At 51.5% G+C, this 21,643-nt stretch carries 19 protein-coding genes; 1 reads left to right on the top strand and 18 read right to left on the bottom strand.

Translation table 11 applies throughout. The features are described 5' to 3' along the window. The first annotated feature begins 64 nt into the window (after positions 1-64). Positions 65-400, top strand: a complete 336-nt coding sequence (locus NR121_RS14260; protein WP_244996823.1) for a helix-turn-helix domain-containing protein — start codon at positions 65-67, stop codon at positions 398-400. 41 nt (positions 401-441) lie between these two features. Here the strand turns inward: NR121_RS14260 and NR121_RS14255 are convergent, their stop codons facing one another. The 18 genes from NR121_RS14255 to NR121_RS14170 all read right to left on the bottom strand — a co-directional run bounded on the left by NR121_RS14255 (position 442) and on the right by NR121_RS14170 (position 21,642). Further along, on the bottom strand, positions 442-1,281 hold the full coding sequence (locus NR121_RS14255) for a VirB6/TrbL-like conjugal transfer protein, CD1112 family (RefSeq protein WP_256831360.1): 840 nt from the start codon (positions 1,279-1,281) through the stop codon (positions 442-444). A 66-nt stretch (positions 1,282-1,347) separates the two neighbouring features. Next, complete coding sequence (locus NR121_RS14250; protein ID WP_459980235.1) at positions 1,348-1,650, bottom strand: glutamyl-tRNA amidotransferase; 303 nt, start codon at positions 1,648-1,650, stop codon at positions 1,348-1,350. Beyond that, positions 1,647-3,416, bottom strand: a complete 1,770-nt coding sequence (locus NR121_RS14245) for a VirD4-like conjugal transfer protein, CD1115 family (RefSeq protein WP_216539109.1) — start codon at positions 3,414-3,416, stop codon at positions 1,647-1,649. Before NR121_RS14245 ends, NR121_RS14250 begins: the two co-directional genes overlap by 4 nt. Next, the gene (locus tag NR121_RS14240) at positions 3,403-3,594 is read right to left on the bottom strand and encodes a hypothetical protein (RefSeq protein WP_216539110.1); all 192 of its coding nucleotides are present in this window, start codon (positions 3,592-3,594) and stop codon (positions 3,403-3,405) included. The genes NR121_RS14245 and NR121_RS14240 overlap by 14 nt, the downstream gene beginning before the upstream one ends. Before the next feature lie 21 nt (positions 3,595-3,615). Continuing rightward, on the bottom strand, positions 3,616-3,741 hold the full coding sequence (locus NR121_RS14235; protein WP_256831359.1) for a hypothetical protein: 126 nt from the start codon (positions 3,739-3,741) through the stop codon (positions 3,616-3,618). A gap of 25 nt (positions 3,742-3,766) precedes the next feature. Then, positions 3,767-4,525 carry an ArdC-like ssDNA-binding domain-containing protein gene (locus NR121_RS14230; RefSeq protein WP_256831358.1) on the bottom strand — a complete coding sequence of 253 codons (759 nt, stop codon included), beginning with the start codon at positions 4,523-4,525 and terminating at the stop codon, positions 3,767-3,769. After that, entirely contained in the window at positions 4,522-5,397 is an 876-nt protein-coding gene (locus NR121_RS14225) for a DUF3801 domain-containing protein (RefSeq protein ID WP_054819553.1), read from the bottom strand. Before NR121_RS14225 ends, NR121_RS14230 begins: the two co-directional genes overlap by 4 nt. Next, positions 5,306-6,712, bottom strand: a complete 1,407-nt coding sequence (locus NR121_RS14220) for a relaxase/mobilization nuclease domain-containing protein (RefSeq protein ID WP_054819552.1) — start codon at positions 6,710-6,712, stop codon at positions 5,306-5,308. The genes NR121_RS14225 and NR121_RS14220 overlap by 92 nt, the downstream gene beginning before the upstream one ends. Before the next feature lie 15 nt (positions 6,713-6,727). After that, positions 6,728-7,084 (bottom strand): plasmid mobilization protein, encoded by a 357-nt coding sequence (locus tag NR121_RS14215; protein WP_036623498.1) that lies wholly within the window; start codon positions 7,082-7,084, stop codon positions 6,728-6,730. Positions 7,085-7,352: 268 nt separating this feature from the next. Beyond that, entirely contained in the window at positions 7,353-7,670 is a 318-nt protein-coding gene (locus NR121_RS14210) for a type II toxin-antitoxin system RelE/ParE family toxin (protein ID WP_007130979.1), read from the bottom strand. Next, positions 7,648-7,938 (bottom strand): type II toxin-antitoxin system Phd/YefM family antitoxin, encoded by a 291-nt coding sequence (locus tag NR121_RS14205; protein WP_007130980.1) that lies wholly within the window; start codon positions 7,936-7,938, stop codon positions 7,648-7,650. The genes NR121_RS14210 and NR121_RS14205 overlap by 23 nt, the downstream gene beginning before the upstream one ends. A gap of 164 nt (positions 7,939-8,102) precedes the next feature. Next, positions 8,103-9,053 carry a DUF3991 domain-containing protein gene (locus tag NR121_RS14200; protein ID WP_256831357.1) on the bottom strand — a complete coding sequence of 317 codons (951 nt, stop codon included), beginning with the start codon at positions 9,051-9,053 and terminating at the stop codon, positions 8,103-8,105. A gap of 49 nt (positions 9,054-9,102) precedes the next feature. After that, on the bottom strand, positions 9,103-9,387 hold the full coding sequence (locus tag NR121_RS14195) for a hypothetical protein (RefSeq protein ID WP_054819777.1): 285 nt from the start codon (positions 9,385-9,387) through the stop codon (positions 9,103-9,105). A 179-nt stretch (positions 9,388-9,566) separates the two neighbouring features. Beyond that, positions 9,567-16,850 carry a DEAD/DEAH box helicase family protein gene (locus NR121_RS25480; protein ID WP_256831356.1) on the bottom strand — a complete coding sequence of 2,428 codons (7,284 nt, stop codon included), beginning with the start codon at positions 16,848-16,850 and terminating at the stop codon, positions 9,567-9,569. 16 nt (positions 16,851-16,866) lie between these two features. Further along, positions 16,867-17,133, bottom strand: coding sequence for a helix-turn-helix domain-containing protein (locus NR121_RS14185; protein WP_054819776.1), 267 nt, complete (start codon positions 17,131-17,133; stop codon positions 16,867-16,869). Beyond that, entirely contained in the window at positions 17,130-17,609 is a 480-nt protein-coding gene (locus NR121_RS14180) for a hypothetical protein (protein ID WP_054819775.1), read from the bottom strand. Before NR121_RS14180 ends, NR121_RS14185 begins: the two co-directional genes overlap by 4 nt. Positions 17,610-17,629: 20 nt before the next feature. Next, complete coding sequence (locus NR121_RS14175) at positions 17,630-18,103, bottom strand: hypothetical protein (protein ID WP_054819774.1); 474 nt, start codon at positions 18,101-18,103, stop codon at positions 17,630-17,632. Positions 18,104-18,129: 26 nt separating this feature from the next. Continuing rightward, the gene (locus NR121_RS14170) at positions 18,130-21,642 is read right to left on the bottom strand and encodes a DUF5704 domain-containing protein (RefSeq protein ID WP_256831354.1); all 3,513 of its coding nucleotides are present in this window, start codon (positions 21,640-21,642) and stop codon (positions 18,130-18,132) included. Between the last annotated feature and the right edge of the window lies 1 nt (position 21,643).

The raw sequence follows: 21,643 nt of genomic DNA, 5'->3' as shown, positions 1-21,643 counted from the left end.
AGTCAATTATATGCTCCTCCATAATAGGAGTTATAAACTGAATTCGATTATAAAGGGGTGCAAAATGATGAGCGTGTACGATAGAAAGAAGGTAGGACAGCGCATTCGGAAACAGCGAGAAGCTTTGGATATCTCGCGAGAACAAATGGCCGAGTATATTGGGAGAGTCCCCAGATTCTGCGCCGATATTGAACGCGGACAAGCCGGGATGTCCATTGAAACTATGCTTCGTATTTGTACCCTGCTGAAACTATCCCCGAATGAGTTGTTGCTGGAGCAAGAGACAAATAGCAAAAGCAATGATACCGAACTGATTTTAGCTGCGCTAAATCAATGTACTGAAAAGCAACGAAACGATGCACTGGCGCTTTTGAGGCTCTTTTTGGCAGCCATCCGTTAATCCTCCCCGAACTGCCTTCCCTCCCGGCAGCATGCCCTCGATTACAGCCCCATCATCTCCCGCACGATCCGATCCGCCATTTTCACCATGCCGACGAGAACCAGCATGTTGAAAATCAGTTCGCCAATGTACGTCCAGACCATGGTCACCGCCTGTGCGCCTTCGTTCACGACCGATGGCGCGGTAGCAAATGCCGAAAAAACAATGCAAGCCAGCACAATGATCGCCCCTTCTAAACAAACGGCGGCATATCCCTTTAAAAAGGACCTGCCGATGGATTGGGTCGGCTCCCCAGCAAACGATGAGAGGGGGACAGGAGCAATGGCTGTGTAAATATAGAGACGAAAAAAACGGCCGTAAACAGAGAGAATCATAATAAACGATAAAACGGTGATGAACAGGCTGCCAAGCAGCGTTACCACCCACAGCGGAATGCTTTGCCAGAAGCCCACATCTTGAATCGCTTGGGCAATCGTATCCGGCAATGTCATCATGTCCGATGAACCAAATCCCGAACGGCCAATCATGGTGGCAATGATGCCCTGTACAATCGAAAATAGCGCCATCATCAATTCCAGACCATACGTGACCGCCGCCTTGGCCAAAATAAATCGAACAAATAACTTCACGGCAACCTCCGGTCGTTTAATTTCCGCAAAGTTACCGGTCGTTTTCATCACGCCAATCACAAAAAACAATACCAGCAAGGCCAATCCCGTAGCTTGCAACGCACCGTGAATATCTAAGATGACGCGCCATATACCACCGCCTTTGAAATCCGCCGGCGACTCGGTGACCAACTCCCAAATCTCCGACATTTTATCGTTCCAGATCTCTAATGCATTTTCGAGATTGTCGATGATCCAACTGTTCTTAGACACATTCACCCTCCCCCCAGATTCGGGGAACAAACCGCTGGCTTATTCCCCGAATGCGAATACCCGTACTTATCCGGCAATCAGGTTGAGAATTTCCTTCGTAAAGGTAATGACAACGCCACCGGCGAGTGTTAAGAACCCGTTAGCTCTTTGGGTAGGGTCGTGAGACTTGAAAGACAAACCAATCTGCACAATGCCAAAACCCAAGATAATCATGCCCACAGCCCGGATCAGGCCAAAAATAAAATCAGACAAATTGTTCACGGTAGTCATCGGATCGCTCGCGTATGTAGGTGTAGCAAAGCTCCCCATCAGTACGCAAACCATGTACAGCGTCATCCATCGTTTCCATCGATGCTTCACGTCTATCATTCCTTTCCTAAAAATAATGACTCCACTTCATCCTCTGCCAACAGCTCGTAATCTCCGTCTTCATGAAGCTGCACCGATAACCAGTCGATGGCATAATCCGTACCTCCATGCTGGAACGGCGAAGCCTGACCATCCGTTGTAAGCTCGATGTTCGGATGCCGCAGCAGATCATACTTGTCATCCTGTATCGGACGTTCCCCACGGATAAAGAGCAGGGCATAGCGGTTATCCAACATCCGCACTTCGTCCGGGGTCAACAATTCTCTTCCCGAATGCTGGTAATTGATCGAATAATTACCGCTGCGCCCCTTGCTCTCACCGTAGGTGTTGGTGTCAATCGTTTCCTTGCCGAGCAGTTCCGACACATATTTGTGTGTGGATTGTTCATTGCCTCCCAAGTACAAAAACACATCGCAGTTGCCGACAATCGATTCCCAGGCATCCTTGTACAACGCTTTAAGTTGCGCCAGGTTTTGAAGGATAATCGACACCGAGATTTCCCGGCTCCGCATGGTCGACAGTAGCTTGTCAAATTCATCTGGCAACGCCACATTGGCAAACTCGTCCATTACAAAATGAACATGCGTTGGCAGCCTCCCACCATGCCGGTAATCCGCTTCATACATGAGCGATTGAAAAAGCTGCGTGTACAGCATGCCGACGATGAAGTTAAAGCTGCTGTCGTTGTCAGGGATGACGGCAAACAAGGCAGTTTTTTTCGTACCCATGCGGGGCAAGTCCAATTCATCCACCGTACTCATGCCGGCGATGCTGGTCAGATTGAATTTCTCCAGCCGTACGCCAAGCCCGATCAAAATGGATTTGGCCGTTTTTCCGGCAGCCAATTTGAAAATGTTGTACTGTTTGACCGCCAAATGCTCCGGGTCGCGCATCTCCAACCGCTCGAACAACTCGTCCAGCGGACTCTGATACGTCTCATCTTCCTCCCGCACTTCCGCCGCGGCGATCATTTCCATAATCATCGGAAAGTTCTGTTCCTCCGGCGGCGCTTCATAAAGCAAGTACAACATAAGCGCCTCCAGCAGCGCTGTTTCCGAACGCTCCCAGAAGGGATCGTTCGTGTTGCTGTTTTTGGGTGTCGTATTGCGAATCAGGTTGGTCACCAATTTCAAGACGTCCTTGTCGTCCTGCAAATAGACAAACGGGTTATAGCCATGCGAACGATGCGGGTGAATCAGGTCCAGCACTTTGATGTCATAGCCTTTGGCTTTAAGCAGATGACCGGTGTCCCGCAAAATCTCCCCCTTTGGGTCCAGAACGACGTAAGAGGTCGAGGCTTGCATCACATTCGGCTTAGCATAGAACCGTGTTTTGCCCGCGCCGGAGCCGCCGACAACCAACACGTTCAGGTTCCGGCGATGCTTGCGGCCATCTAGACCGATTTTGACCCGCTGCGTCAAAATTTTGTTTTGTTCCGGCCGTCTGTCTCGATACTTGGCATTGACGGTTTTCGCTCGGCCCCAGCGGGCGCTGCCGTGCTCTTCCCGTCGGCGATAGTTGCGCGGAGTCGCGAAATATGCCCCAGCGCAAAGACCATAAGTCAGCGAAAAGATCAACAAGCAACGTGGCGTCTCGTCCACCCACTCAATGTCAAACGGACGGCGAATCGCCGTGCTGAGATGGGCCAGTATGTCCGGCAACCCTTCTGCCCATGCGGGGGCGACCAACATCGCCGACCAGATGACGGGAATAAAAAAAACCGCAAAGAGTATTAGATTACTCCTTGCGGTTTCATCGCGCCTCATGGCGCCTCCGGCGTTTATGGGTTTGATATGGGGCATCAATCATTTTTAACAATAAATCATCCACGGCATCCGTCGGTCGTTTCTCACCGATTAAGTCATTTCGTAACGCATTCAGCGCATGGACGACTATCCCATGCTCATAATGATTCAAAGACAAGATTCGTTCCTGTTTTTTCATAGCACTCCCTCCAGACAAAACTTAGCGAACCGGATCGGATCGTTTAGGCTGGCGCTGTTGTGATAGGTTCCGGTTCATTCTCTGGGTTGTTTGTTGAAAAGCTTCCTTCATGAGCGTCAACTCGGCACGGACTTGCTGCGGTTCCATCCCGTTCAACCTCTCCGGCGCTCGATCAAAACGGAAGGTATCGGTTGCAACGCCAAATTGCCTGCATAACACACACATAAGAAGCGGAGTAGGCAAAAAACTCGTTATCCGAGCGGTTGTACCGTCCATCGCCGCTATCCAGTTCAGCATGTGTCAGTTCTTGGGCAAGCGCTCGAAAAATATCGCTGGCCTCAAGCCCGCGACGAATGGTAATGTTTTTTGGTTCTGGCTGATAGAGCGCATGCTTTTCCGATGGCAACGAATCACCAATGCCAATCGGAACGGGGGCGCGGTCAATTAATGCTTTAATACGGGCGCGATCATCCGGGAATACCGGTTCTTCCCGTTTCAACACGGCGGTCGTTTGAGCAATATCAAACATCTTTTTCGGATTGTAGCTGATACCGGTGCTGCCATCCTGCTTTTGATAGGTTTCGCCCGGTTCCAGAATGTAAAACCCTGTTTCCTTTCGACGAACGAATACCCCTTGTTCCTTCCATGTGTCAAAATCGGCAATGCGAGTCGCGTTTGGCCGCTGCGCCAGAAGCAGCAGCGCATTGGCCACGCTATAGCGGTCAAAGCGGCTCTGGACATCCAAATATTGCTGGAACGCCTCACCGTTCTGCATCACCGACAAGGTGGTGGCATCAATCGTATCATATGTCCATTGCCGCAGCTCCTGTTTCTTTTGCACCCATGCTTCTTTATCGAAGGATGGTTCGGTTGTACGGAAAGAAGAGGAAGCCGCAGCATCCTGTCGGAATAAATCATCCAGTTCGCTCATTTGGCTTTCCCTCGCTTTCGACCTTTTGCTTTGTTCGCTTGTTGTTTATCGGCGGCTATCCGCTCCTTTCGAGACGGCAACGGCTCCGCTTGTTCCCGCGGCTGTCTGTCTTTCTCCCATTTCCTTTGCTGGCGGTTCTCTTCGCGTATTTCCCGCAATAATTGACGGACGGACACTCGCTCCGGCTCTTGACGAGAAGGTGGATCAGTATCCCTTGCGGTAACCTCGTTGCGCTCGAAGGTATTCTCGGACGGATGGGACGTTTCCGCCGGTTCCTTCTCCGCTGTTGAATGGTCGTCCTCCGATGGAGTCGGCTCCGGCAGTTCGGACTTTCCCATCAATTCATCCAACAAGTCGTCTGTATTCCTTTCTTCTGCGATTTCCTTCGGCAGCTCTTGTTCCTGAACTTGCTCGTGACCTGGTTCATGTCCTTGTTCCACAGCAGGCGCTTCGGACATTCCACTGGATTTTTCAATTTCACTCTTAATTTTGGCGGTATCCACAGTGGCCAAGTGGAAACGCTCCACGATCCGATTGATTTTGGACGCATCCTCCGCCCGGACCATCACATCGCACATCCCGTCCACGTTCTTTTTGTCGCGCAAAGCACAGTACAACACGCCATACCGCTTGGCTTCCTTGCAGAAGGTTGCCAGGTCTTCGTTCTTGACCGCAAATACCTTTAATTCTTTCCCGCTGCGCAGCAAACTCTCCAAGCGGATGCTGCCCTTTGTTCGTTTCTGTCCTTGCAAGGCCGCAAACAAATATACCGCCAAATGCTTAGCGCCTTCGCCGGAAATCTTGGCCATGACTTCGATGCTTTTCAAGCTCATGTTGACGACCTGATTGGCGGCTTCCGTTTCGGTACTCATCGAAAATTTCCTCCTTTCGATCCTGTGCGCCACTTCTGTTTAACGTCTCTCGTAATTCTCCTGATCGCTCCAAAATGCCTTGAACCAGCTTCACCTCCTTTCGAAGCGAGGCAAGCCGTTTAGAACAAACAGCAATTTGCGTTTTGTATTGTTCTCGCTGGCCAGCATCCTTGCAGCGGCGAATTCGGTTGTACAACGACTTGCGCTTCTGGTGCAGAGATTGGATTTGTTCCTCCAACCCGTCACGGAAAGCGAGAAGCTCCTCTTGATGGGTGAGGCGGTACTTGCATAGCAGCTTGGTTTGCTCCATCAATACCGACAAGTATCTCAAATCCTCCCGAAGCCTGAAGGATGGCTTTTTGACAGGCTTTCGTTTTCCAGGAAGCACACCCATTTCAAACAAGTAGCGGATATATAAAGCTTGCAAGCCGCGCAATTTGCGACCAGACCGAACATGGCTCTTACACATGGCACGTCGTCTGCGGACATGGGATGGCCTTTCCCGTTCAGGTATTCGGTTTCGCAATATTCGCTGCTTGATCGCTTCCTCGGTATAGCCATCGCCTAGACTGCGCAAACGGACAAAGCGTGTCTTTCCAGGCGGCCGTATCGCCATATGTTTAACCGCCGTTTTTAGCTCATAACCTTGCTTTTGTAAATGGGCAAAAAACTGTGTCATCGTCATGGAAGATGCAATAGCCTGATCGATGTCCTGCCGGATTAGCCCTCTCCATGTTGGCTTTCGCTCACGTTCCGCTTTCCATTCTCCATAATGCTTGGCTTTGCTCGGTTCGGGATGCTCAATCACCGATAGCGCATGTTCCTGGCAAAGCCGGTCGGATGTCTGCCTCAGCAGAGCATAGGAAGCTTTGTTGTCGTAATACCGTTTCCCATCCACAAGGGAAACCGAGTTTAACACAAAGTGATTGTGCACATGCAGTTTATCCAAATGGGTCGATACGACGACTTCAAAGCGCTCCCCCCACAACTCCTGCGCTAACTTAACACCGATGGTATGAGCGATTTGCGGCGTTGTCTCCCCCGGCGCAAACGCTTGATAGGCGTGAAAGGCCAAAATGCCGTCCGTCTTAAAAAACCGCCGCTTCGTCCGCTGCATCTGCTCATAAGCCGTTAACGGATCGCAGTTGACACCGCTGACATATAGTTGCTTCTCCGTTTTGGCATCCGCCTGTGTATAAGCGAGTACCTGCTCCAAACCACCTTCGCTACGTTCTGCTGTCTTGTCAGGATTTGCGGCGTAATCCAGCACCCGCTTAAGCCTGTCGGTCACCCCCCAGATTGCGGTCGTTGCCACGTGAAATTCCCCCCCTTACGGCGGATGCACATTTGGATGCACTGGTGGTCTTCGTTCCGGTTCGGTTACAGCCTGTTGAATCTGCTGGACTGCGTGACGTAAGCGGTCGGCTTCCACCTGAAATGCAGCCCGTTCCAGATGTCCAGTCGTATGGGCCTTCACAGTGAGTTGATTCAGGTTATTCCCAATAGCGTTCAGTTCACGCATCATCGCGTAATAATCCAGGGGCGGTAGCGGTTTGGGAATATACCCATTGATCAATGCCCGAATGTACGCTTCCCGAGAAAGTCCCGTTTTTTTCACTTCTGTCATAAGGCGAGCATGCTCGCTTTCATTTAAGCGAACCAGAAAAGAGATTGGTCGTTTCCTCATTTGCATCACCCCTTTCCGAACATGAGCTTCCGACAGAAAATCTCATCGCCGCGGGAAAATTCGAGCATCGAGACAATAGCATCGTGTAAACGGGGTCTTAGGGGTTGTACCCCTAACAAACGAATTTGGATATCCAAATTCAGTGCTTGCTGCAACACGAGACATTCGTCTCGCGTTGCCTTCAAGGCACCTGCCGGGAAAAAGAGAGGGACCCAAAAAACACAAAAAAGACGCCGATTCGCTCAGCGCCTTCCTTCGAACTTTTTTGTTATCTCACCAACCAGCGATAATCCTGACGGCAGTCTACAATGTAATCGACATACACGATTTCATCCTGAATTTGATATAACACCAGATACCATTTTTCCACGAACATCTTGTGATACTTGTTTGACGGGATAAATTCCGCTTCCAGAAAAGGATAGCGCTCCGGCATTCGCGCCAAGGAACGTATCGCTTGCAGTAATTCGTTTTTCGTTTTTCGCGCCGCATCCGGACTTTTCTCCGCAAGAAATCGCACATGAGTCGCCAGCATTTGGCGGGCGCGATCGGAGACGATGATCTTATAACGGGGCATCTTTTCCATGCTGCACCTCGTCAATAATGCCCTCCAGGTAAGCGTCCAGTTCATCCGGCGTCACGCCAACACGGCCCGCCAAACGATCTTCTTGCACAGCGAGCAGTTCTTCACGCAGCTTTAACATCTTCTCGCGACGGGAAAACGTATCAATGTCCATTACGACAAGATCGCCTTCACCGTTCTTGGTCAGATAAACCGGTTCCCCGGATGTTTTGCATAGATCGGCGATTTCATTATAGTTTTGCCGGATACTGGCGGAAGGTTTGATAATCATCTTGGTCACTCCTTGCATAGCTGTATATTGATTTTATTATACCTATTACATGCTATACAATCAATGCGGCTGCACTTATCCCCATCTATTCACATCTTATCCACATGCTGTGATAAATTTCATTAGCCCAGAAAGAAAAGACGCCAACCGTTCAGCGTCTACCGCTATCGGGATGGTTCACCGCGTCTTCTTCGGAATTCCATCAAATCGTTGTTTACATCCTTTCCGAACTTAGGCGGCTCATCGGATATGAGAAGGGCGGGGGAGAGGAGCCTCTGTATCGTGGCTGCCGCCAATCGCCCCGGCTCATCATTGTCCAGGTGCAGGACAAGTCGATTCACCTGGGGAAAGCACTGCAAGTAATGCGTTAGGGCAGACGGGGGAGTAGAGTCCTTCCCATTTGTCCTGGGCCTGTATATTCCGGCCAGCGACAGCTTATGCGCCTGCCGCCAATCCCGGCCAGCGAGATGTTCCAGCGTACAGTAGGATAAGAGATCAATAGCGCTCTCAAACAGATGCAGTTCCGTACAGTTTCCCGAGGCCGGAATGGAAAACGAATACCGCTTGTCGCTGCCAGCGGCTTCCCCCATATAACGAGTGCTTGTCGTACCGCGTATCGCCGCATAGCGCGGCGTTCCTTGCTGATCGAAACCGACGAATACCGCGTTGTGATAGCGGCGGCTTTCATACAAACGCCCCGTTTCGAGACAGTAGTCGATCAACGTGCGATGGATACCACGTTTGCTGAGATAGGCCATGACGCGATGCGATGTATGATTCGGTTCGGGAAGCTCAAACCGCGCTGGAGATGAGCGTTGTTGCAAAGATTGCGAAAATGCAGGTGCGCTGCCTGGATGAACGCCTTCCATTTGCAGCACCGCATCGGGAAAAGACATGCCCCGCACTTTGATCAAATAGTCCAGCGCCGAGCGCCCGCCGATCCCCCTTGACCACCAGTACCATTTGCCGTTGGAAATTTTCAAGCTGTCGTGTGTCCGGGTGGTGTAGACATTGCGGGAGCATCGGACCAGTTCTGCCGGCTCGTACATTTGCAAATATGTGAGCAGGTCCAGTCTTTTGGCACGTTCGATCTGTTCCTTGTTTACATAGCTCATTGCCGCAGCTCCTTTTGGAAATCCAGGCAGCGTCCGATGGGGTTATGGTTCATCGTGCCTTCCCCCTCTTTTTGGGGTACGTATAAGCTCTGCCTTCCTTCAACTTCGTAACGCCTTTCTTTTTCATGAATGCGTCTAAATCGCCTTCATGAACTTGACTGGTCACCCCGTTTGAGTCGCGGATGTAATCATACGTGTCGCCAAATCCGTTTTTCTCTTTGGATATCAACTCCAACGATGGCACGGTTTCTCCCTCCTCGATCAAGCTGGTTCCGTAACCAAAAGGCGGCAAAATCGGACAAAAGCATCCGCCGCTTGGGCCGGCATACAACATGTTCATTCCTCCGGAAACGAGAAAAGGACCCCAAAACCGGAGTCCCATTCGTCATGAAATTGATAACTTTAACAAGTGTGCGATCTTCGACCTGTGAAATGCTCGCACCGATACCATGTTCTTCTCCGTAATGGTCAGCATGAAGTTCCCTTTCAGGGGGGAACAACGGTGTCAGGCCGTTATCGCCCACGGCCCACCACTCGCCGTTCGGGCGCTTCCGGTTCTTCGTCCGGAACGCTGTCCACGGCTTCATTCTCCCGCTTATCCATATTTAGCAGGGCATTCAGTTCCGCGAGTCGCGCCGATTTCGTTAGCAGCTCCTGTTCTTTCTCGAAAGGAGCTTCGACTTGTTCCTTCGCTGTTTCCATCTGCTGGAGCAGCGTGGAGAGTTGCTGGCGGCTATGTTCCAGTTTGGCTGGCAAATCCGCCAACATATTGTTCAACCGGGTGATGTTGCCGCCTGCATCCATCCCTAGCGAGACGGTATGGCCCAATGCGCCGCGCAGGGTCGCCTTGTATTCTTTATGGAAGCTGTCAAAGGATAACCATAGGGAAAAACCGAGATAACTGCCCGCCTCCTGCGGCTCGGATGAAGTCATTCCCTTGCACGCCTCCAGCAAGGCCGCGCCTGCTGCCGCTCTCTCCGTGTAGGTAAAATCCTTAATGACCATACCTGGGAACTTGGATTCATCCGTTCCCTCCAGCATAGCCGATTTGGAACGCAGATATAGAGCGACATCCTGTTCATACCCGGCAATTCGATCTTCTGTAGATTTGACTTGTTGCGGCAATACTTTCAGCAACCGATCCTCCAATGCGTAGCGTTGGCTCAAGTGATTAGCCTTGAGCAGCTTAAGCTTGGAAACCTGGATATCCAGGTCCATCTTCTCTTTGATATACGGATTACCGGTTGCCAGCGCCTTGACTTCGGCATAAGAAAGGGCTGCTTCATCGATATCCTCAGCAGAACGTACCGGCGATTTACTGGTCATGATTTGCGAGATAAAGCGCTGCTTATTCTCCAGCGTCTGATAAAGGTAAGCGTCGAACGTGTTCTCCGTCACATACCGAAAAATGTGTACCTCGCTATTCTCATTGCCTTGCCGGATAATGCGTCCGCTTCGCTGCTCCAGGTCGCGCGGGCGCCAAGGGCAATCGAGATCATGAAGCGCAATCAGCTTCGTTTGCACATTGGTGCCCGCCCCCATTTTAAATGTCGATCCAAGCAGTATACGAATCTGGCCAGTCCGCACCTTGGCGAACAGTTCCTTTTTCTTCACCTCGGTGTTGGCATCGTGAATGTACGCAATCTCCTCGGTAGGCACCCCTTTCTCTGTCAGCTTGCGTCGCAGTTCGTCATACACATTGAACGTTCCGTCTTGCTTTGGGATGGATAGATCGCAAAACACCAGTTGGGCTAGCCGCTTTTCCTCGTGTTCCTTCCATAGCCGAAACACATTGTCCGCACAAACGCTCACTTTACTGCCTTCGTCATCGGGCAACATCGGATTGGCCAGCCGTTGATCCAGTGCCAGCTTACGCCCATCATTCGTAATCTTGAGCATATTGTCTTCGTGCGGCTCTACTTCCTTGGCTCGCACCCGCTCAGCACGGTGGGCGAGATCCGCGACCATTTCCCGCTGGAAGTCGCTTGGCGGCACGGCAACATTGTGGAAATGGGCTTTCGGTACGGGAAGCTGGAGCATGTCCGCCGTCTGGATGTCAGCCACTTCCTTGAACATATTCATCAGTTCCGGCAAATTGTAAAAACGGGCAAACCGGGTTTTCGCCCGATAGCCCGTTCCTTCCGGTGCCAGTTCAATCGCCGTGACCGTCTCGCCAAACGTCGAAGCCCAGGAATCAAAATGTTGCAATCCTTGCTTTCGCAGCCGCTCATATTGCAAGTAGCGCTGCATCGTATACATTTCCGTAATGGAATTGGAGATCGGCGTACCCGTCGCAAAGATGATACCCCGGCCTCCGGTCAGTTCGTCCAGATAGCGGCATTTGGCAAACATGTCCGACGACTTCTGCGCTTCGGTTTGCGACAGTCCGGCCACATTGCGCATTTTCGTGTAAAGAAACAGGTTTTTGTATGAATCGGCCTCGTCCACGAATAGCCGATCCACTCCCAGCTCCTCGAAGGTGACCACATCATCCTTGCGGCTGGTATCGTTCAGCTTTGCCAGCTTGGTTTGCAGCGTCTTCCTCGTCTTCTCCAGTTGCTTGATCGCGTACCGTTCGCCCTTGGCCTCCTTCAGCTCGCGAATGCCGCTTGTGATCTCGTAAATTTGTTCCTCCAGTTGTTGACGTTGGCGCTCCATCGATATGGGAATTTTCTCAAACTGCGAATGTCCGATGATGATCGCGTCATAGTCGCCGGTGGCAATCCGCGCGCAAAACTTCTTCCGGTTCTTTGTTTCAAAGTCCTTCTTGGTCGCTACCAGAATATTGGCCGATGGATAGAGCTGCAAAAACTCCGCTGCCCACTGCTCCGTCAAATGATTAGGAACAACGAACATGCTTTTGCTGCATAAGCCAAGATGCTTGCTTTCCATGGCCGCAGCGGTCATGGCAAACGTTTTGCCTGCGCCTACACAATGAGCAAAAAGGGAATTGCCTCCATACAGCGCCCGGGCAACCGCATTGACTTGATGTTGGCGCAGCCGGATTTCCGGATTCATTCCCGTAAACCGAATATGACTGCCATCGTACTCGCGCGGGCGGATCGCATTGAAACGATCATTGTACAAACGCGTTAATCGTTCCCGCCTCTGCGGGTCTTTCCAAATCCAATCGCGGAACGCTTCTTTCAGCATCTCCTGCTTTTGTTGGGCAATTGCGGTCTCTTGCTTGTTCAAAACGCGCTTTTCCACGCCATTCTCCAGCACGGTATCGAAAATGCGCACATCTCGCAAATTTAAGGTATCTTCCAAAATCTTATACGCATTCACACGATTCGTTCCGAAGGTCACGTTGGCTTTAATGTTGTTGCTGCGGTCATTGCTTTTCCCTCGGACATTCCAGGCAGCTGTATATTCGGAATACAAGACGTCGATAGACTGCCGGAACATGTATGGCGTGTCCACCAGTTCGAATATAAACTCCCGGATCACTTCCGGAGGAAGCCACGTCGCTCCTAACCGCACATCAATCTCGGAAGCATCCAAATCTTTCGGCTGCACCGCTTCTAATGCTTTGACATTTTCGCCATACCGCTCTGCATCCACTTCGGCGGCACGCCGTGCAATCAGAAGTTTGTCACGAACGTTGCCAGACAAATAAGCGTCCGCCGTTTCAAAAACCGGCTGTCCTTTCTCATCCAGTCTTTCCGGGTTGGGGAAGATCACGCCGCGCAACTCCTGAACAAGCTGTTCCGTTGTCATGCCGGTCAATTCTTGCATATAGGGGAGATCGACACGTGCTTTTTCTCCAATGGAGACGCCCAGCGCTTCCTCTGCCGTTTCCACATGCCGAACGGTCGTGCGCTGCCGAATCGTACGCTTCGTGAACATATCGGCTTTGCGTAGCAGCTTCCCTTCCTCGTCGAGCACTTCCAATGAACAAAGTAAAAAATAGGCGCTATCGTCGGCGAATGCCAGGCTGTTGGCGCGGCTGTTGATCAGACCGTATTGGGCGGTAAAACGATCATACTGCGCATTCAATTTCCGCTGCTGTTCCCGGATCTCTTCGTCGCTATAATCTTCCGTCTGGTATTCGATCAGTTCGCGCACCGTATCCCGCAATCGGATCATACCTTTGATTCGCCCGGCGGCCGTGGCCGACGTGTCCACTCGGTGCATCCGGCTGTTTTCGCGGTAATACAGTTGGCCGTCCACAAGGGTATAACTGAAATTGCGCACGGTCGGATCGGCCGGGAGGGACGTGTCTTCTTCATCCGGCATTACTTCCCTCTCAAACTCCACCCAATCGGCATGGATATTGGTCAGTGCTTCTCCCAGCAGTTCGCTTAAATTAGCATCCGGGTACGGGTTGCAAGTCGTCTCCTGTCTATTGCCATACATCCGGTCATCAAACGCCATCGTCCCAAGCACCATGTCAGGATGCGCAGCAAAGTACGCATTGATCGGCACGCCTTCGGCTGTCTCTGCCAAGCCAATCCATTCCACACTTTGTTCGGTGACAGTCACCATTCGGTCGCGCTTCTGCAGAAACAAAATATCCGCCGTCACTTCCGTTCCGGCGTTGGACTGAAAAGCGTTGTTCGGCAAACGAACCGCGCCCAACAATTCTGCCCGTTCCGCAATATACTTGCGGACAGCCGGGTTCTGTTTATCCATCGTTCCTTTGGACGTAATAAAGGCAATAATGCCGCCCAGACGCACTTTGTCCAATGTTTTCGCAAAGAAATAATCGTGAATGAGAAACTTGTGCTTGTCATAGCGTGTATCCGCCACACCATACCCGCCGAAAGGAACATTCCCTATGGCCAAATCAAAAAAACTGTCCGGCAAAGCGGTTTCCTCATACCCGCTGATCGCAATCGTCGCCTGCGGGTAAAGCTGCTTGGCGATGCGACCTGTGATGCTGTCCAGTTCTACACCAAATAGCTGCGAGTCTTGAAACGACTCCGGAACTAACCCGAAGAAATTGCCGATCCCGCAGGACGGCTCTAAAATATTGCCGTTGCGAAAGCCCATCCTTTCCAGACAACCATAGATTGCTTTAATGACAACTGGAGACGTATAGTGAGCGTTCAGCGTTGATGCGCGAGCGGACGCATACTCATCCGGTTCCAGCAACGATTGCAGTTCGGCATATTCGGCCGTCCATTGCGCGTTCGCTTCGTCAAATACTTGTGGGATTCCGCCCCATCCGACATAGCGGGCGAGAACGACCTGTTCATCCGCAGTTGCCTGGCGGCCTTCTAGCTCCAATTGTTTGAGCAAGCGAATCGCGGCTACATTAAAACCATACTTAACCTTGGATCCGCCATGCCCTAACTGGTCATCGGTGATACGGTAATTCACCGCAGTCGTTTGCGGTGCAACAGACCGTACATCCTCGACAGCGGAAGGAGCAGAGGGTGCTTCCTCATTATGCGCCTCATCCGATACTTGTTCGGTTAACTGAAGGGATGCCGAGGCAGACTTCGGCTCATCTCCATCCGAAAGCTCCGGCTCTATTTCTTTTCCGGCATGTTCCTCCGCTTCGGTTTCCACTCCTTGTTCATCAGTTAGCAGATGATCATTAAGCGGATTTTCACGCAGGATGCGTTCAAAATCTCGGCGTTCCAGTTCCTTGGTAAAAAGCGGAAAATGAACATCCCGCAACATCACGTTACCGTTTTCCACCAGCAAAATCTCATATTCGTCCGCGCCAAAAAAGACCGTATCGCCGGGCGAATAGGCATAACGCGCCTGCTTCCGCTCCATCGTCTCCGACTGCTGTGAGGAGGACGGCTGTTCTTGTTCCAACCGTTCGCGAGCAGACGCTTCTTCGGCCATCTGCCTGCGGCGCTCCTCCTGTTGCTCGGCAAATGCAGGAAGTCGTTCCGTTTCCAAACGATTCAGATAACGTCCCGCCGCCAGCAACTCGCCGATCCGCTTCTGTACCTTCATCCAAGGCAACACTAGCTTTTGCGCTTGATCCGTCATTGAACGTCGGGTCAACGTGATGCCTTTGCTATCATGGTGCTCATAAATATCCGTGCCGATCAGTACAGGGGCGCGCCCGCCCGTGCCATATTCCCGTTTCAAAAATTCGGCGTTTTCTTTCTCCGATAACGATTGCTGAAAATGGAGAGCAATGCGATATTTACTGTTGGCAAAGCCGCTTCCTTGTTGGAGAATCGCATCGATCACCGCCTGCGGCCAGACAAAAGCGGAGGCTGTATCCGCCTCCGCCTGTTCCATAAATAAGGTTTGCTGCTGAACCGATGGCTCCGTCTTTCGTGCCGGGTCAAATTCGTTAAGTACTATCATACTGTTGATATGGCCGACGATCACTTCCCAATCATAAAAACTTTGTGCGGTTGGTTCGGTTGCCGGACCCGTCCAAAGATGGAGCACATTGCGATACGGTTCATACCCGATGAGAAGGTCTTCGTCCAGCGTAAGCTCGGACTGACCCGGCGCAAACAGGCTACGCACATACAACGCCCGCTCCCCTTCATTTTCATGTGCGGCGAAGAAAGCCTCGATTTCCGACTTGCTTTTCAGTAAAGGAGCGGTGCGCAGTAGATCGTTGATGGCATGATGGTCATGAAAAAACGGAAGACTCCGATCTTCCGTTTTTCGATCATACCATTTTAGTTGTAAATCAGTTCCGTCAGAATGGTCTCCTCCACCTGTTGCTTCAGGCTGTTCATGTAACCCGTCCAGCCCAGCGGATCGCTCGCTTTGTCCGGGGCCGGGTGCAGACGGAGCAGTTCGTTCATCGACTGTTCGAGCTGCGTCCGCGCCGACCGATCGATTTCCGTCAGATGCTGGTGCAGTTCGCCCGAGAGCAGCAGGCTGGCGTATGTGCCTTTCTTCTCGGTTTTCAGGTAGTTTTTGCGCAACATCCCATACTTGCCGATCAGTTGATGATCCTCGGTCAGTGTCAGGTCGGGCAGCAGATAGTCCCCTTGACGGGTGTAAGTCACTTCCATGTTCATCCGTCCTTTCTGGCAATCGTTTAGCTTCATTTTGTGTCAAGGCCGTTTCTCTTGCAACGGTGCGAACGTCTCTAGCCTGTGAAGTCTGACGTTCTACACGCCGCTGCACCCGTATCGTCGATTCGATTTCCCGCAGCATCATCTCCGCGATATCGCTGATCGCTGCTCCAAGCTGCGAAAGAGCGGGCAGTGTATTGAAATTCCCGATGCCTGAAAGGTCCTCCCGTCCAATATAGTGAGAGGCGTTCATACCACAGCGGGTTAGTGCCATATAGGCAACGGAATGATACGCAATCTGACGGAATAGCACTTCCACAGGTTGGCGTTCCAGTTCTTCAAGCAGACTGCCCTCAAGCTCTCGAACAAGCAAATCCACATAATCCGAACTGTTGTCATCCACCGCGTTCCGGGCTGCGCTCAGCAGCGCATTCGGCCATGCCGCATCCGGTTCCTGCTCGCCAAACGCATTGTTCAACGTTTCCGTAACGACCGCTATATCGCCCGGCTCCATGCGCCAAAGCGAGACCGGTCGAGGATCTCGGCTTTGCGTGTCCGAGATATCAAACACATGCCGTAACCCAAAATGGTTGCCCCGGTCTTCGATAAGTGCGATACCTTTCGCCCCGCGTTTGACCCAACGGTTGAGCCGCTTATTCCAGACGTCGATGGATGCGCAAGCAGTAGCATCGGGCCGCTGTGCATAGATCAATAACTGATCTTGAAACGGATACTTGTAGTTCCACGCCGCTGTCGACAAAAAATCCGCCCAATGGTCGGGATGTTCCACAACCATGCGGGCGGCATGAACGGACAAATCAACGATATGCTGTATTTTCGCGGTCAACGGTACCTTTCTCCTTTCATAAGATCGTAATCTGATTGGCCAGTTGAATCCCCTCCTCCGAATAGCGGGCGATGATCCGAATCAAACCCTTACTCTGCAAACGGTGCAAGTTTCTACGAACCGTCGAAGGAGAAAAACCTACGTCGATTGCCATTTTTGTACTGGACAGGTAGACCGACTTGTGTCTCCCGCCCGTACTATCCAGCAAATAGCCGTACAACAGCTTTGCAGCAGGCGGTACGGCTGCTGCCGCGATCAGCTTGTAGCGTGCCAGATCATTCATGATATATCCTCCTTGACACGGCTTACCGTGCCGTTCTGGTTCTGCTGAACAGATCGGCCAAGCAAGTGATTCTTGCGGTAGCAGTAGATATAGAAGCTGTAATCGCCAAGATGAGGGAAGCAGCGAATATAATAGCGATAGTGAGTGGTTTGTAAACAGAAACCACAAACATCGGAATGCCATGCGCCGGGGATACGTGCTTCCGGGTGCCGCCTGCAATAGGCTCGCATCTCATTCAAATTGAGCAAAAGTCCTTGCCATTGCAAATGTTGCACAAGTGCCGCCAGTTCCTGGCGAAAGGCAAGCGTCCTCCGTTCCCCGGCATGATCCGACCATGACATCCAAAACTGATCGTCATCAGTGCCGAAATCTCCTCGCAAATGACCGATATAGCTGAGTTCCTTGCTTTGAGTCGCGATCGCTGAATAGAAGTAAGGTGTCTCTTCCGATGCTAACGGTTGAAGTTCGCCAAACATCGCCCGAACCTCCGTTTCCACTAACGTTGCTGTTCCGTTTTTTTCTTCTGCACGGCTGACGCTTGCCGCTGCTGCTCCGTCACGCGCTCCGGCCGGGCGTAGCAGTATAAGTAAAAGTTGTAATCCCCGGCAAAAGGAAAGCAGCGCAAATAGTAGCGGTGATCCTGCGTCTCCATGCGGAACCCGTACACATCCGTACTCCAAGCGCCGCCGATCCGTGCTTCCGGATGCTGGCTGCAGAACCGAAGCATATGCCGACGGCTTTTCAGCACGCCCTGATCGCCGATCACTTGAAACACCTTGCCCAATTCTTCTTGAAATGCAGGCGTTTCAAAAGGTGAGTTCCGGGGAAACCAGGTCACCCAGAACTCTTCGCCCGACCGTCCAAAATCTCCGCGCAGATGACCGATGCATCCGCGCGCAATGCCCTCCTCAGCAGACGAGGAATAAAAATAAGCCGCCTCCTCCGGTGCGGCACTTTGTAACCTTTCCATTTGATCTATCCTCCCGGCTGGTGAATTTAATGGGTACCTCCTGTTCCAAAGTCATCATAAGAAGACAGGTCGGCATGATAGAACACCACATCGCCGTCCTGCAAACTAAACGTTGCTCCATACGGGTCGACAAAGCGATGCTGAAACCCTTCTCGTCGCCATTGATTGCTGAGCGGTGCGTGGATATACTGCAAATGTGGTTGATTCACCTGCTGATTGCGAATCGTTTCAATATTGAAATTGACAATGATGTACCCGTCCCGCAAAAAAATAGGCGACTTATCGTCCAGCCGATTGGTGCGTCCGTACTCGGCCAAGTTGAATCCTTTGGGGACGACATACGGTGCGGCAGGTAGACTGTATTCGCCGACCCAGCGCTGCACTGACGCATGAGCACGCGAAACGTCGATGCCGGAAGGAACTTCCATACTGCCGATAAATGTCCGAAGCCGTGGCGGGAGCAACATGACATCATATCCACCCACGTAAACGGGCTGCTGTGCATCTTTCAAAAACTGCTGAATAAACGTTTGCTGGTTGCCAGACGCACCGTTCAGCGACCAAAGGGAAGATGCCGTGTTCGTCAGTTCCTGTTGGGACATATTGCGCAAGCGGGTGTCCAGCGTCACATGACGTCGCTCCACATCTGCACTGGAGCCGATGCGAATAAACCGTTTATTCCCCGAATGATAGTACAAGTCCACCTCTTGCCGGTTCTTACCCTTGCTGTCGACAAAATAGAAGGTTGGCGTAATCTTGATCCCGTCGCCCGAACCAAACATATTGCCCATACTCTTCAATTCAAATTTAATATGGTAGCCCGTTTTGACAGCCACGTTTTTCTTACCGGCATCCGGATGGCTCCCCGGTCGAATCGGTAACACGTAAGGAGGCTGATTACCCCGTGCTGCGCCGTCGATGCCCTTCGTCCCCACCCAATAAGCGTTGCCAGTCGGCGTTGCACTTCCTCGTTCTCTGCGAAATACGGTCTCCCAATTAAAGTCGGCAATGTCTGTGATGCGGAAATCATAGACACGGCCGATCACTTCAACCGGCACAACCTGTGTGGCCACATGGTGCGTCAAGTCTAAGTTGGCGTTCATTTGTGACGTAAAGGAGGGAGGACTGTTTTCAGCAATGGTTCGGAATAGTACATCGTAATTGCCCTCGTCCACCCAAACAGGTAAATAAAACGTTGTCTGCACCTGACCGACCGGGATCGACGTCCATGTTTCTTTCGGGATCAGCGTTTTCCGATCCGCTTTGTACACGTCAAACGGAAACCATACTTGCTTGTCGCGCATATACTTGCCATAGTCGCGATTGCCGTAACCCTTTATATCCCGATGCGCTCCACTGGTTGGGATGGCGACCGTAAATGGACGATCCAGAATAAGCGCGGCTCTCCCTGCGGTCGGCTGCGTTTTTTGATTATGCGCCTGATCGTCAGATACAGAAGCCTGATTGACGACCGGCGTATGCACCGTCACCGGATTAATGCCATCAATGGGATAGCTTTGGTTCTGACCGCCCCCAATTCCTTCGATGAGCGTAAAGAAGATCGTGCCGGAGCTTGGTTGATCGGCCTTGTTGGGTTTGCTGGCATCGATCATCAAACCGCTGCTATACAGAACTTTTTGTCCGATCTCGGGCGGAGTCGGTATCTCCCTTGGGGTCGGGGCGGTTTCTTCCGTGATCCGGTTGTCCATGATCGTTTGTCCGTTAAAGATCAGCGAATCGTTTTTCACTTTGATTTTTCCGATAGCCTGTTCCGCTGCGTTGGTCCAATCCTCATTCGGCACAGATGGACGGCTGGAACCTCCTTGAATCGTTTGCCCAGGCAACGACACATTTTGATAGACCGGATCGATAATATGAGCCTGATGGGTGGCGTCGTGAGAAACCGAGACCCTCGGCGGGGTGTAGCTATTCGGCTGCAAGGCAACTTGTCCGCTAGGCAATGCGTAGTTGGAAACCTCTGCTTTTTGCAAGCCGTATACCTCCAGACGGTCAATGAGCCAGTAGCTGTACTTGCGCTCCACGGTATAGCTTTTCGTTACGGTTTGCGTATCCGAGCGTGAAACAGGCACTCTGGTCGGATTGCCTTCGCTGTCAGGGGGACCGGAAACGTATTCCGTCCAGCGCAGCGTGTATGTTCGGCTAACGGTAATCGGGTACGTCTTCGTCCCTTTGATTTCCGTAAATTTGTTTCGGTACAGATATGCTTTGGCATTCGCTTGAACATAGAGACTCTCCGATGTTGGGATGCCTTGAAGCACGTCGAAGCGTTCCGCACCGCGAGTATCCGCCCGGATCACAGCCGAAGCATCGGGATTCATCACTTCGTTTTCCTTGACAGCTCCAGGCTCTGTTTCGTCATCCGTATCGCCATTTCCCCCTTTGTATATGCCGATAAAATTGGAGCCTCCAGAACCGACAAAGATGGACCGATCCAGCATCTTGCTATCTCCTTTTTCCTGAATAAATAATTTTTCGTCGGGCTTGTTATTGTTCGTGATATAAGACCGGATGATTTCATACGTCTGCCCGTCTTTGGTGAGCGTGGCTTCAAACGTATGATTCACTTCATCTCCGGTCGCATGTTCGCCTTTATCCACCTCTTTCAGGACTTGGCCGCCTTCTGTCATATAAATCGCCTTCACCGTATTTTTCTCAGAGTATTCGGCGATTAGATTCGTTCCGCCAAGCGCGACCGTAAAGCTGCGAATGCGCACTTTTTCGTTCGTTTCCGGGTTTTCCTGCACCCATGTTTTTCGTGACGGGTCTTGCTTCGGTGATATATAGGAGCGAACGATGGTATACGTTTTTCCATTGTCTTCGATCACCGCCGGAAATTCATGATTGATCGTTTCCCCGATCTCGAACTTTCCTTTTTCAAATGTCACATCCGGTCGGTCAATCACCCGTCCGTCTACTGTCTTAGCGATAACGTCCACTGGGAATTCTGCACTGCGGTAAGGAATATGCAAACCAAAGTAGTCATCCAGATCGTCTGGAAATCTCCAGCCCTCCGCTTGTTTGATCCCGGACAGTGTATAAAACGGACCTTTCCGCACCGAGCCGTCCGCATTGACCGATACCATCACAGCATAAAAGTAAAGATCGTCATTGTTCTGAATGCCCTCCATCCCTGCTTGCCAGAGACGCTGCGTCACGATTTCTTCGGGGATTTCGTAGTATGATGTCAACGGTTGCCCCGGGATAGGAGGATCGGGATGCTGCCCGATTTGTCGTACTTCCTGATTCATAAATAGCGCATGCGGCCTGCTGCGCGGGTCAGCGCATTGTTTGGGTGATGTTGTGCTGCAAACTTGCTCCCGGGTCACCACCCAGCCCACCGTCCGATAGCGAATCGAAGTGCTCGCCGCCGTACTGGTGATTTCAAATTGAATCTTGCCGTCACGGATAATCACTTGAGGCGGTCCAGCCTTCGCTTCCTGAACTGCAAATATAGGCATAAAAAAAATGCATGCCAGCAGCATGCACAGTACACGTTGATAAAGTTTTCTATTGTCCACC

The organism is Paenibacillus sp. Pae15, from assembly GCF_024519685.1.
Taxonomy (GTDB): Bacteria; Bacillota; Bacilli; order Paenibacillales; family NBRC-103111; genus Paenibacillus_G; species Paenibacillus_G naphthalenovorans.
This window is presented reverse-complemented; position numbering and strand designations above follow the sequence as displayed.